Origin of the sequence: Streptomyces bathyalis (genome assembly GCF_015910445.1) — a bacterium.
Taxonomy (GTDB): Bacteria; Actinomycetota; Actinomycetes; order Streptomycetales; family Streptomycetaceae; genus Streptomyces; species Streptomyces bathyalis.
Genome location: NZ_CP048882.1, coordinates 2644638 through 2657812 on the forward strand (window position 1 = coordinate 2644638; position 13175 = coordinate 2657812).

The 13175-nt window shown below is 71.3% G+C and carries 10 protein-coding genes; 3 read left to right on the plus strand and 7 right to left on the minus strand.

The features are described from left to right. Positions 1-9: 9 nt before the first annotated feature. From G4Z16_RS11355 to G4Z16_RS11370, 4 genes are all read right to left on the minus strand, one after another. Positions 10-1374 carry a hypothetical protein gene (locus G4Z16_RS11355; protein WP_246530797.1) on the minus strand — a complete coding sequence of 455 codons (1365 nt, stop codon included), beginning with the start codon at positions 1372-1374 and terminating at the stop codon, positions 10-12. Positions 1375-1394: 20 nt separating this feature from the next. Continuing rightward, on the minus strand, positions 1395-2339 hold the full coding sequence (locus G4Z16_RS11360; RefSeq protein WP_197350701.1) for an N-acetylneuraminate synthase family protein: 945 nt from the start codon (positions 2337-2339) through the stop codon (positions 1395-1397). Between the two features lie 40 nt (positions 2340-2379). Beyond that, on the minus strand, positions 2380-3672 hold the full coding sequence (locus G4Z16_RS11365; protein WP_197350702.1) for an acylneuraminate cytidylyltransferase: 1293 nt from the start codon (positions 3670-3672) through the stop codon (positions 2380-2382). 78 nt (positions 3673-3750) lie between these two features. Continuing rightward, positions 3751-5130, minus strand: coding sequence for a DUF6716 putative glycosyltransferase (locus G4Z16_RS11370; protein ID WP_197354378.1), 1380 nt, complete (start codon positions 5128-5130; stop codon positions 3751-3753). 255 nt (positions 5131-5385) lie between these two features. Between G4Z16_RS11370 and G4Z16_RS11375 the strand changes: the two genes are divergently transcribed. After that, positions 5386-6372 (plus strand): glycosyltransferase family 2 protein, encoded by a 987-nt coding sequence (locus tag G4Z16_RS11375; protein ID WP_197350703.1) that lies wholly within the window; start codon positions 5386-5388, stop codon positions 6370-6372. Between the two features lie 32 nt (positions 6373-6404). After that, positions 6405-7802: a polysialyltransferase family glycosyltransferase gene (locus G4Z16_RS11380; RefSeq protein WP_197354380.1), complete on the plus strand. Its 1398-nt coding sequence runs from the start codon at positions 6405-6407 to the stop codon at positions 7800-7802. A gap of 68 nt (positions 7803-7870) precedes the next feature. Here G4Z16_RS11380 and G4Z16_RS11385 read toward each other — a convergent pair whose 3' ends face one another. Further along, positions 7871-9274, minus strand: a complete 1404-nt coding sequence (locus G4Z16_RS11385; RefSeq protein ID WP_197350704.1) for a GntP family permease — start codon at positions 9272-9274, stop codon at positions 7871-7873. Between the two features lie 142 nt (positions 9275-9416). Further along, on the minus strand, positions 9417-9929 hold the full coding sequence (locus tag G4Z16_RS11390) for a gluconokinase (RefSeq protein ID WP_197354382.1): 513 nt from the start codon (positions 9927-9929) through the stop codon (positions 9417-9419). Positions 9930-10258: 329 nt separating this feature from the next. Between G4Z16_RS11390 and G4Z16_RS11395 the strand changes: the two genes are divergently transcribed. Next, positions 10259-10975 (plus strand): FadR/GntR family transcriptional regulator, encoded by a 717-nt coding sequence (locus tag G4Z16_RS11395; protein WP_197350705.1) that lies wholly within the window; start codon positions 10259-10261, stop codon positions 10973-10975. 63 nt (positions 10976-11038) lie between these two features. Here the strand turns inward: G4Z16_RS11395 and G4Z16_RS11400 are convergent, their stop codons facing one another. Beyond that, positions 11039-13036: an elongation factor G gene (locus tag G4Z16_RS11400; protein ID WP_197350706.1), complete on the minus strand. Its 1998-nt coding sequence runs from the start codon at positions 13034-13036 to the stop codon at positions 11039-11041. Positions 13037-13175: the final 139 nt, after the last annotated feature.

Sequence of the window (13175 nt, forward strand, 5' to 3'; positions counted from 1 at the left end):
TGGGTATACCTACGCGCTCGCCTGGCCCGCCTCCCTGGAGACCGACGTGCGTGACGGCTGCTGCGGCGGGGTCGCGGTCTCCGCAGGCCCGGTGCGGCCGGACGCGGGTCCGACCACTGTACGGCCCGCCGCCCCCTGGCCCTCCGGACCGCCGAGTTTGCGCACCCGGCGTGCACTGTCCGTGACCCCCGAGAGGAAGCCCTCGGCGCGGGGTGAAGCGCCCGCCGTGAACCACGTGCGGTCCACCTCGCAGACCGCCACCGAGACGGGCGTCCCGGCCAGGGCCAGTGGCAGGGTGTGCACGACGGTGGAGGGGAAACTCACAACCGTCCGGCCGATGGGCCCGCGCCTGGCGACGAGTTCCAGCGGCAGGTCGGGCCGGACGATCTCGAGTCCCGTCGCCGACTGCACGCGCTGGAGCTTCTCGTTGCTCTCGCGGCGGTGGGCGAAGTAGCGGGTGGCTCCGTGCGTACGCGCCAGGTCCGCCACCCCTTCGAGATAGCGCTCCAGATCCACGACCCCGGTTTCCACCAGGGAGGTGCCCACCAGGTCGGTGCCGCGGGTCAGCCGTGGCGGACCGAAGCGCGAGCGGGTCCAGGCGAAGTCGTTGGCGGCGACGGTGACGCCGAGCTCCCGCAGACGCCCGTCGGAGGCGTCCACGGGCATCGAGCTGAAGATCTCCACCCGGCGGGCGCGCTCGCTGTGACGGCGGCCCGGTCCCTCCCCCGCGTCCGACGGAGAGACCCGTGGTGCCTCCGGCTGCGGGCCCCCCGGGGTGAGCCGCGCGCGGGCCCGCCGTGCGAAGGGCGCGAAGAGAACGGCCTGCGCTGCCGCCTGCGGCCCGGCCGGTGCCGAGCCCTTGCGGTGCCAGCGCACCAGGCGTTCCCCGCCCGCGAGTTGGGAGACGAACTCCATCGTCGCGGTGCCGTCGTCGACCACGACGACGCTGCGCGCGGACGTGAGCGTGAGCAGCAGCTGCACGTACCGCGAGAAGGGGTCGCCGATGACGACCCGGCGCGCACGCCGCAGCTCACGCACGAGCGAACCGATCGTCTTGATCGGCGCGGTGGGTCCGCCGCGCGCCTCCTCCCACCGCACGGAGACGCCCTCGTCACGCGCCAGTTCCGCGACACGGCGCAACTGGCCGCGCGTCATGGGGTCGTGGGGGGAGAGGACGATCACGGTGAGGCCGGGCACCTCCGCGGCGGCTTCCGCCGGGCCGGCTTCAACGGAGCCGGGCGCAGCGGGGATCACCGCCGCGGAGTGCGCCCACTCCAGGACGTTGAGGAGCTGTACGGGGCTCTCCACGAAGGCAAGCGTGGCGCCCGGCCTTCTTCCCCGGGCGCGGGCCCCGTCCCGTCCGCTTCGGCTCACGTCGCGGCTCCGTCGGCCCGTCAGACTGCTGCCGGCTCACGCTCGGCACCGTCGGCTCCAGCCTCCTCGGCCTCGGCGACGACGCCCTTGACCCGGCGCAGCTTCTCCATGGGCTTCAGCTCGCTCTCGTAGACCTTCTTCACGCCGTCTCCCAGCGAGTCCTCGATGGTGCGGATGTCGCGCACCAGCCGCTGGAGGCCGCCCGGCTCGACCGACGCGGCCTGGTCGGAGCCCCACATGGCGCGGTCGAGGGTGATGTGCCGCTCCACGAAAGCGGCGCCGAGGGCCACCGCGGCGAGAGTGGTCTGCAGACCGGTCTCGTGGCCGCTGTAGCCGATGGGCACGTTCGGGAACTCGCGCTCCAGGGTGTGGATCATGCGCAGGTTCAGCTCGCCCGCCTGTGCGGGGTACGTCGAAGTGGCGTGGCAGAGCACGATGTTGGCGCTGCCGAGCACCTCCACCGCGTGCCGGATCTGCTTCGGGGTGGACATCCCCGTGGAGAGGATCACGGTGCGGCCGGTGGCGCGCATCGCGCGCAGCAGCTCGTCGTCGGTGAGCGACGCGGAGGCCACCTTGTAGCAGGGCACGCCGAACTTCTCGAGGAAGGCGACGGACTCCACGTCCCACGGCGAGGCGAACCAGTCGATGCCGCGCTTCTTGCAGTGCTCGTCGATGGCCCGGTAGCCGTCCTCGTCGAACTCGACGCGGTGCCGGTAGTCGATGTAGGTCATGCGGCCCCAGGGGGTGTCGCGCTCGACGTCCCACTGGTCGCGCGGGGTGCACACCTCGGGGGTGCGCTTCTGGAACTTCACGGCGTCGCAGCCGGCCTCGGCGGCGGCGTCGATGAGCGCGAATGCGTTCTCGAGCTCGCCGTTGTGGTTGATGCCGATCTCGCCGGTGACGTATACGGGCTGTCCGGGGCCGACGGTCTTGTCACCGAGGCTGCGCAGACGGTTGGTGCTCATGAGGACGGTTCTCCTCCATCTCACTTGTTGCTGAGGTCAGTTACAGGGACGGCCCGAGGAGCCATGAGGCGATCTCGCGGATCGCGCCCTCGCCCCCCGGCGTCGAAGTGATCGCGCGTGCTGCCTCGCGTACGACCTCGTGCGCGCCCGCGACGGCCACGGGCCAGCCCACGAGGTTGAAGCAGGGAAGGTCGTTGACGTCGTTGCCGACGTAGAGCACGCGCTCAGGGCCGATGCCCTTCTCCTCGCACCACTGCTTGAGTGCGAGGTCCTTGCGGTCGATGCCGTGGAGTACGGGGATCCGCAGCTTGCGGGCCCGTGCGGCGACGACCGGGTTCTCCTCCGTGGAGAGGATCAGCAGCTCCAGACCGTCGCGTCGGAGCGCGGCGATGCCGAGGCCGTCGCCGCGGTGCACGGCGACCAGTTCCCGTCCCTCGGAGTCGATCAGCACCCTGTCGTCCGTCTGGGTGCCGTCGAAGTCGAGCACGACCGCGTCCACGTCCTCGCGGGCCGGCAGCACGCGGGGGCGCGCCGCGTCGAGCAGCGGCGCGAGCGCGCGGGCGCGGGCGAGGTCGTGCGGGTCGTCGATCTCCAGGACGCGGGCGGGGTCCGTACGGACCGGCTCGGTGCGTCCGAAGAAGCGGTGTCCGGCCTTGCGGAAGCCGGCGGCGTCCATGGCGTACGCGGCGCCGGTCTCCAGCAGGTCCTGCGGGCGGTCCTGGCGGCGCGGCCGGAAGGCCTTGTCGTGGTTGACGCCGAAGCCGCCGGTGGCCTCGGCGGAGCTGCCGCCGGAAGCCGCGTCCGCGGCGTCCGCGCTGCCGGCGGTGCCCCCCGCGTCCGGGCCGTCGCGCCAGATGAAGCCGTGGAAGGGGGCGACGGTCAGGGCGCTGTCCGCGCCGCCCTCGACGACCGCTCCGGCCACCGCGTCGATGTCGTCACGGGTGATGAACGGGCTCGTGCACTGCACGAGCAGCACCGCGTCGACGGGGACTCCGGAGCGGGACTCGCAGATGTCGACGGCGTGCAGGACCGCGGCCTCGCTGGTCGCGGTGTCTCCCGCTATCTCACCGGGCCGCTCCACCACCTGGGCGCCGGCCGAGCGTGCGGCGGCGGCGATGTCCGAGTCGTCGGTGGACACGGCCACGTCCGTCACCAGGTCCGCTGCGAGGCACGCCCGTACGGCCCTGGCCACCAGCGGCTCGCCGCCCACGGTGGCGAGGTTCTTCGCGGGCACGCCCTTCGACCCGCCGCGTGCGGGGATCACTGCGAGGACGCGGCGGGCGCGTGCCGTGGCGGCGTTCGTCCCGGGTCCTGTCGCGGACAGCTCGGTCATGTCAACACTCCTCGGCGGTGGATGGGGGGTGGGGCGCGGGCGGGCGCGGCGCGGACAGGCGCGCGGCGCCACGGCCCGTCACAGCTCCCCCATGCGGCGAATGACGGGCGCCACGCGCTGCACGCCGTGCCGGTACGCCCCGCGTGCCGCGTCCCGCACGGCACCCCGCACGGCGGCGCGCACCCCGGAGGAGGCGCCGGCGGCAGCGGCCTTCGCGGCGCCGGGCAGCACCGAGCCGTCGGTGCCGAAGCCGTAGCGGGCAAGGACGCCCGGGAGATATCCGGGTGCGGTCACGGGCGTGTAGTACGGCGCGATCGCGGGCAGCCGCTCGCGCTCGGCGAGCCGCGCCACCCGGTCCCGCGCACGGTCGAAGGCACGCTCGTACGTGCCGCCGGCCAGCACGCCCTGCCGCGCCGTCCATTCGGCGTCGGCGGACGGCAGGTGCCCGGCGTCGAGCTCGTCCCACGAGGCGAGGCAGCCGGAGCCCAGGAAGTGATGGTTGCCGAGTGCTTCCCGCACGCCGAGATCGGTGAGGACGGCGGTGGGGATCCCCCGGTGCAGCGACTCCAGCGCGGCGGTGGAGCTCACGGTCACGAGCAGGTCGGTGCGGTCCAGGACGTCGCTCATGTGCCCGTACACGAGGCGGCAGTTGGGCGGCAGGCCGCCGCTCAGCCGTTCGGAGAGCCGCTGGTAGGGCTGCTCCTCGATGTGCGTGGTGTGCTCGCCCGGGCGGCTGCGGAGCTTGATGAGCACCTCGCGCCCCGGGTGGCTGCGGGCGTGCTCGGCGGCGCGGCGCAGCAGGTAGGCGCGGTCGTCACGGCCTGCGGGCACGGACGGCTGCGCGGCGAAGACGACGGTGAACGGCCGCTCCGCGCCCGGGCCTTCGTAGGGTGCGCCACCGAGGAACGGGAGCGCGCCCTCGGTGACGGAGGAGGCGTCGGCACCGGCGCCCTCGTAGACCTCGCGGAAACGCTCGGCGTCGTAGCGGGAGTTGGCGAGGACGACGTCGGCGCCGTGGCGCAGCAGCAGCCCGTCGGCGAGCTTCTCGTAGACGACGCCGACGTATCCGGTGACGGTGACCGGGCGCCGCACCCCTTGGTCTGCCTCGCCGCTGACGGCTTCGGCGCTGACGGCTTCGGCGGCAGCGGAACCGGCTGCGCCGTGCTCCTCGGAGGCGGTCAGCGACGCGTGCGCCATTCCGTGCAGCATCGCCTGCACCGCTCCGCCGACACAGGAGAGGACGACGACGTCGTACTTGCTCCGGTCCGCGGTCTCCCCCACGAAGGCCGCGCCGCTCGTCTCCCGCAGCGAGTCCACGTCGACGCCGACCTCGGCGAGCTGCCGGGGCGTCGGTGTGGCACGTCCGCGCAGCAGCAGACCGTCGACACGGGCGCCGGGGGCGATGCGTCGCGCGGTGAGCGCTCCCCATTTCCAGCGCGTGTCGGAATCCGCCAGCACCGCCGCACGGAGCGGGGAGGCGGAATCCGCGGAATGGTCGGCGACCACGGGAGGAATGTTTGCTTGCACGTCCTCGACGCTAGAAAGCAATTCCGGAGCCCGGCCCAACGGAAATACAACAACTGGTTAACAGCGCACCGCTGACTGGCCAACGAGCCCACGGGTGAACGGATTCACCGTCCCGCCATGCGCCGTTCACCGGCGCTTGCGGAGCACGCCACAAACAGGGCCGCCGGCGGCTCTATCGTCGGCCGGGTGGTCAATCTTTCCGTCATCGTGCCGTTCTACAACGTGCAGTCCTACGCCCAAGAAGCAATCAGAAGCCTACGCGCGAATGCGCGCGAGGACATCGAATTCATTCTCGTCGACGACTGTTCGACGGATGACACCCCGGAGATTCTCGCGGAAGCCGAGCGGGAACTGAGCGGGGCCGTCCTCGTGCGGCACGAACGCAACGGCGGTCTCGCGACCGCACGCAACACGGGCCTGGACGCTTCCCGCGGCAGATATCTCGCCTTCCTCGACGGCGACGACTGGCTCGCGCCGGGCTACTACCCCCGGCTGCTGGCCGCCATCGAGGAACTGGGCTGCGACTTCGTACGTACCGACCACGTCAGCTGCACAGCGCGTGCCCGTACGATCGCCCGCGTCCCGCACGGCCGCCGCGGCGTCGTCATGGACCCGCGGGACGCGATCCTGCCGGCCGACCGCACCACGTCCGTCGACTACGCCTACGCCTGGGCCGGCATCTACCACCGCCGGCTGCTGGACGACGGGCTGCTGCACTTCACGCACGGGCTGCGGACCGCCGAGGACCGCCCGTGGATCTGGCGGCTGCACCGCGAGGCGAAGTCGTTCGCCACGATCGGAATGATGGGCGTCTACTACAGGCGCGGCGTCGCCTCGTCCCTCACGCAGATCGGCGACGTGCGCCAGCTGGACTTCATCCGCGCCTTCGACCAGGTCATCGACGAGACGTCACGCGACCGCGACGCCGACCAGCTGCTGCCGAAGGCCGTGCGCACGTACTGCGCGATCATCTCCCACCATCTGACCAGCGGGCGGTTCCAGCCCCGCGTGGAGCGCGAACTGCGCACCCGCAGCGCCGCCGCGCTCCGGCGGCTTCCCGCCGGCCTGCTCTCCGAAGCGCTGGACTCCATGGACGTCGAGCGCGCCTCGCGGCTGCGCAGGCTGCGCCGCCGTCCCGCCCTCTTCCGCCAGGCGCCGGGAGAGGCGGCGTGAGCGACACAGACCTCTCAGGACGGACCCCCCGCATGCGTACGCAGATCTTCTTCGCCTCGACCCTCTACGGCGCCGCGACGCTGGCCGCCGCCATCGACGCCGGGAAGTTCACCTCCGGCCTGCCGGACGGGACGCCTCGGAGCGACCGCCGGCTGCTGCTGGTCAGCAACAACGCCGCGAACCCGGAGACGACTCCTTCGCTGGACACCATGCCGGGATTCGAGCGGCTGCGGGACCGCTTCGACCGGGTGCTGTCGTGGAACGAGGCCATCGACCCGTTCCATCCCGGGGGTTGGTCGCCGCGCGCGGACGACGTGCCCATGCTGGAGAAGTATCTGCGGCTGCTGTGGGGTCTCGGCGACGACGAGGTGGAGCTCGTCGTGGAGTCCATACAGGTCGAACCGGCCCTGGCCGTCGCCCGGTTGTTCCCCGACTCCCCCCTCGAGGTGTACGCGGACGGCCTGATGAGCTACGGCCCCACCCGCAACAAGCTCGACCCGCTGGTCGGCTCCCGCGTGCGGCGGCTGCTCCACCTCGACCTGCTGCCCGGCCTGGAGCCGCTGCTGCTCACGGAGTTCGGCGTGCAGAGCGAGGTCGTACCGACCGACGCGTTCACCTCCGTACTGGCGGAGCTGGCTCAGGACGTACCGCCGAGCGTGACGTCCGTACCCAAGGGCGGCGCGCTGCTGCTGGGGCAGTACATGTCGGCGCTGGAGATCCTCACGCACGAGGAGGAGGAGCAGCTTCATGTGCGGATGCTGCGCGGCGCTGCCCGGCTCGGCCACACCAGTGTGGTGTTCAAGCCGCACCCCGTCGCCCCGGCGCGCTTCTCACGCGCTCTGGAGAAGGAGGCAGGTGAACTCGGCGTCGAACTGCGGGTGCTGAACACTCCGGTGCTGGCCGAGGTGCTCTACGAGCAGATGCGCCCGGACCTCGTCGTGGGCTGCTTCTCGACCGCTCTGCTGACGGCCGCCTCCTTCTACGGGCTGCCCGTCGCCCGTACGGGCACGGGTCTGCTGCTGGAGCGCCTGACGCCGTACCAGAACAGCAACCGGGTGCCGGTCACGCTCGTCGACGCGCTGTTGCCCGACGTCGCCGAGGAGAGGGGCGACGGCGAGGGACCGGAGACCGGTCCCGGTTCCTGGCGCATCCCGGAGGCGGCGGAGATAGAGCGTCAACTGACCGGTCTGCTACGGACGGTGGGCTTCTGCATGCAGCCCGAGATCCTGCCGGGTGTGCGTGGCGAGGCCGAGCGGTATCTCTCCGCGAACCTCAACTCCCGTACTCTGCGCTACTTCAAGCGGCGCCGCCTCACGGCGCTCGTTCTTCCGGGCGGCTGGACGCGGCAGTTCGCGTTCCTGCGGCGCAGGCCGACGGTACGCAGGGCGGCCCGGCGCGTACGGGCACTCAAGCGCGCGGCTCTCGGCTGACGGCGAAGGGCCGGTGGATCCGCGCGTTCGACGCGGACCCACCGGCCCCGGCTGCTCCACGCGGGAGGCTAGACCACGAGCCAGAGAAGCAGCAGGAAGATCAGGGCGACGACGGAGATCAGCGTCTCCATCACCGACCAGGTCTTGATCGTCTGGCCGACGCTCATGCCGAAGTACTCCTTCACCATCCAGAAGCCGGCGTCGTTGACGTGGCTGAAGAAGAGGGAGCCGGCACCGACGGCCAGCACGAGCAGCGCCGACTGTGCGGTGCTCATGTCGGCGGCGAGCGGGGCGACGAGTCCGGCGGCCGAGATGGTCGCAACGGTCGCCGAGCCGGTCGCCAGCCGGATGCAGACGGCGATCAGCCAGCCCAGCAGCAGCGCGGGCACGGACCAGCTCTTCGAGAAGTCCATGATCATCTCGCCGATGCCGACGTCGACCAGCGTCTGCTTGAAACCGCCGCCCGCGGCGACGATCAGCAGGATCCCGGCGATGGGCAGCAGCGACGACTCGACGGTCGAGGTGATCCGCCCCTTGGTGAAGCCCGCGGCCCTGCCCAGCGTGAACATCGCGACGATCACCGCCGCGAGCAGTGCGATCAGCGGCGAGCCTGCCACGTCCATGACCCGCTGCACCGTGTTCTCCGGGTCGCCGACGACGATGTCCGTCAGCGCCTTCGCGAGCATGAGCACGACGGGCAGCAGCACCGTCCCGACGGTGACGGCGAACTTCGGGCGCCGCTCCAGGTCCTCCGACGGACGCTGCGGCACGATCCCCTCGGGCGGCTGCACGTCGACCCACTTCGCCGCGAAGCGCGCGAAGAGGGGACCGGAGACGACCAGGGTCGGGATGCCCACGAGCACGCCGAAGGCGAGGGTCACACCGAGGTCCGCGTGCACCGAGTCGATCGCGGCGAGCGGCCCGGGGTGCGGAGGCACCAGGCCGTGCATCACCGACAGGCCTGCCAGCGCGGGGATGCCGATGCGGATGAGGGAGTAGTTGCCGCGCCGTGCGACGAGCAGCAGCACGGGGATCATCAGCACGAGGCCGACCTCGAAGAAGAGGGGAAGCCCGATGATGCCCGCGATCAGGGCCATCGCCCACGGCATCGAGCGCTCGCCCGTCCTGGCGAGGATCGTGTCGACGATCTCGTCGGCGCCGCCGGAGTCCGCCAGCAGCTTCCCGAGCATGGCGCCCAGCGCGATGAGGACGCCGACCCCGGAGACCGTGTCGCCGAGTCCCGTGGAGAAGCTCTCGATGGTCTTGTCCAGCGGGGCTGCCGCCGCGGCACCGAGAGCGAGGGTGCCGAGGGTGAGCGCGAGGAACGCGTGGACCTTGAAGCGCGTGATGAGCAGAACGATGACGGCGATGCCTGCCAGGGCTGCGAGCCCCAGCTGAAGGTTGCCGGCGGAGCTGATCGGATCTATCGGCTCCGGTCCGGCCGCAAGTATCTCGGCACTGAGATGGCGCACGGCTCTTCCTTGTCGACGTATGAACGGGGTTACGGGGACGGGGGGTTGAGTTCGGTGACCGCCGGGACCGCGCGAGCGGGCGGTCCCGGCAGTGACGAGGCGGCCGGGCCGGAGGGCGACCCGGACGGCGTGGGGACGACGCCTACGGGCGGACCGCCGGAGGCGCCTCCAGGACGGCGGACCACTCACGCACGGCCGCCAGGGCCCGCCGGGTCACGGTGCCGGGATCGGCACAGACGGGGACGGCGGCACCGGCTTCGTCCTGCTGCAGCGGCTGGAGCGTCGCGAACTGCGAATCCAGCAGCGTGAGCGGCATGAAGTGGTCGCGGCGCTGCTCCATGCGGCGGGCGATGAGCGCCCGGTCGCCGGTGAGGTGGACGAAGAAGACCTCGGGGGCGGCGGCGCGCAGCCGGTCGCGGTAGGCGCGCTTGAGCGCTGAGCAGCTGACGACCCCTCCGGACTCCCGCCGCTCGCCGGCCCATCGGCCGATGGCGTCGAGCCATGGCTCACGGTCGGTGTCGTCGAGGGGTTCACCCGCGGTCATCTTGGCGACGTTCTCCGGCGGATGGAAGGAATCGGCTTCGGCGTAGGGCACTGCCAACGCGTCGGCGAGCAGCGCCCCCACGGTGGTCTTGCCCGTTCCGGCGACCCCCATGACGATCACGACGCCGCCCGCGGTGAGGACCTCGGCCGGGCGGGCGTCGCGGCGCTCGCGTCCCTGGTCACGGCCGCCGCCCGCCGGACGCGCCGCGCCGAGTCCCCGGCCTTCGGTGGGGAGACCCCGAGCCTTCGGCGGGGAGGCGCCATGCCTTTCGTGAGGAGACCCCATGCGCACCTCGCTGTCGTCTTTCGTCTGGGCGCCGCACACTCAACCTCATTACGTCACACTTATTCAATAGCCAGACATTGATTCGTCATACTTAATTTGCCGTGACGGCCACCCCGTACGCTGACTCCACGGGCCGGAGAGAAGTCAGGAGACTCATGACCAGCCAGGCTGCGGACGGCCGAGGGCGGGGGCTGCACGGACGGCTGCTCGGCCGGCTCGGGCCCGCGATCACCGCGGGGGACTACCCGCCCGGGACCGTGCTGCTCACTGACGAACTGGCCGAGCGGTACGAGGTCTCACGCACGGTCGTGCGCGAGGCGGTGCGGGTGCTGGAGTCCATGCATCTCGTGGAGTCGCGCCGCCGGGTCGGCGTGACCGTGCTGCCGACCGAGCAGTGGAACGTCTTCGATCCGCAGGTGATCACCTGGCGCCTCGCGGGCGCGGACCGGCCGCGGCAGCTGCGTTCCCTGACGAGGCTGCGCTCGGCGGTCGAGCCCATGGCGGCCCGTCTCGCGGCGGAGCTGGCCACGCCGGACGAGTGCGCCGAGCTGACCGAGCACACTCTGGGCATGGTGCGCACCTCCCGGGGGGAGCAGCTGGCGAACTACCTCGTGCACGACGTCGCGTTCCACCGCGTGATACTGCGGGCGTCGCGGAACGAGATGTTCGCCCGGCTCGGCGATGTCGTCGCCGCCGTCCTGACCGGACGCACGGAGCACGAGGTGATGTTCAGCGATCCCCGCCAGGAGGCCGTCACCATGCACGTCCAGGTCGCGGAGGCCGTGCGGGAAGGCGACGGTGCGGCCGCGGAGCGCTTGATGCGCACCATCACGGAGGACGCCCTGGCCGAACTGGACGTCCTCGCACCGTGAATCGCCGCCCGGCCCCGCCCGCGAACGGGCAGGGCACCGGAAGGCGAACGGGCAAGGACGCGGTCAGGCTCCTGCCACCCTCCGCACGACGCGCAGCAGGTACTCCTTCCTGTTGAGCGGGTCGTGGTCGGTGCGCGGACGCGACGGGATCTCCCCCACCACCGGCCGGTAGCGGGCGAAGGCGCACTCCAGCACCCCCTCCCCGCTTGTCAGCGTGGGCAGTTGCTGCTCCAGCTCGTGCACGCGCGCCGCCGGGATCTCTCCCTCCAGGAGATATGCGTCGCCCTTCGTCACCGGCGCCTGCGGCACCCCGCGCAGGCGTGAGAGCACGGGCAGCACGGCGCCGAACGTCTCCGCCGGGATCTCCAGCCGGAACCGGTGCATCGGCTCGTGGACCGTCGTCCCGGCATCCCTGAGGGCGTCCATCACGACCAGGGGTGTGAGCTGGCGGAAGTCGGCACCCGTGCTGGACATGCTCTTGTCGAAGATCGCGTGGGCATGGCTCTGGCGCGGTGCGTAACCGGAGTGCGTCATGGTGACCGTGCAGTCGGGGATCTCCCAGCCGTGGATCCCCTCGCGCAGCGTCTCGCGCACGGTGTCCTCGACTGCCCTCATGAACGCGTAGGGCATGGAGCCGAGTTCGACCTCCAGTCCGTACCGCACGCCGCTGCCGGGCGGGGCGGGTTCGATGCGCAGACCGACGGTGGCGAGGAACGGGTTGGGCTCCTTGTTCATGATCTCCGCGGCCGAACCGGGCCCGTCGAGCCGTTCGACGCAGATGGTCGTCGACTCGCGGAAGGCGACGTGCAGCCCGAACTCGTCGGCGAGCGTGGCCTGTACGACCTCCTTCTGGACCTCGCCGTAGAGCGACACGTGGATCTCGCCGCGGAGTTCGTCCTGCCGCAGGCCGATCAGCGGGTCCTGTTCGGCGAGTTGGGTGAGCGCCGTGTGCAGCGCGCCCGACTCCTCGGGCCTGCACGGCAGGACGACGGTCTCCAGCGTGGGCGGCGCGAAGTGGTGCTCCTCCCGCGTCAGCTTCCGGACCGATCCGACGGCGTCGCCGATACGGACACCGGCGAGCCCGCGCAGCTTGCCGATCCGTCCGGCCTCGACGCACGGTCGCGGAGCGTCCGACCCGTTGTCGAACACGTCGATGCCGGTGACCTTGCCCTCGCCCTCGTCACCGTGGAGCAGCCGGTCCCTTACGCGCACGGTTCCCGAGAACATGCGGACGTAGGCCGTCTTCTGCCCGCCCGCCGCTCGTTCGACCTTGAAGACGATGCCGTGTGCGGGTGCGTCGGGATCGCCCTCAGCCGCGGGCAGCAGCTCCTTGAGCCCTGCGGTCAGCGCTTCGACACCGGCGCCGGTGATGGCCGAGCCGAAGAAGACGGGGTGGACGGACCCCCGCTTCGACTGGGCCGCCAGCTCCCCACGCAGCCGCTCATGGGAGAGGGCGCTCTCGTCCTCGACGTACGCCGCCAGCACAGCGTCGTCGTGTTCGGCGAGGACCTCGGCGAGCCGTGCCGTGAAGCTCTCATCGGATGCGCCGTGGGTCGTGAACTCCGCGGTGCGGGTGCCGAGTCCGCGCACCCGTCCCATCGCGACGGCCGCAGGCGTCAGCTTCTCGGCGATCCTTCGCAGGACGGGCTCGTACTGCGCCCCGGCGCGGTCGATCTTGTTGACGAAGAGGAGGGTGGGAATGCCCAGCCGCTGCAGGGTGCGCATGAGCACCCGGGTCTGCGCCTGGACGCCCTCCACGGCTGAGATCACCAGCACCGCGCCGTCGAGCACGCTGAGGACCCGTTCCACCTCGGCGATGAAGTCCGGGTGGCCGGGGGTGTCGATCAGATTGACCGTGACGTCGTCGACGGCGAACGAGACGACGGCGGACTTGATGGTGATCCCCCGCTGCCTCTCCAGCGCCAGGGAGTCGGTCAGGGTGCTGCCCTCGTCGACACTGCCGACTTCGTCGATGACGCCGGCGGCGTGCAGCAGCCGCTCGGTCAGGCTCGTCTTACCGGCGTCTACATGCGCCAGGATTCCAAGGTTGAGTGTTTTCACAGAGCGTCATGTCCCTTAGGTGAATGAATGTTCCCTTCTGGTTGGACATGAACGTCTGCCTCATTGCCTCTCCTCGGGTGAGCCGGTGCTGACGCGGGGAGCACAACAGAGCCGTCCCACGCAGGGCAACCGGTTTTCG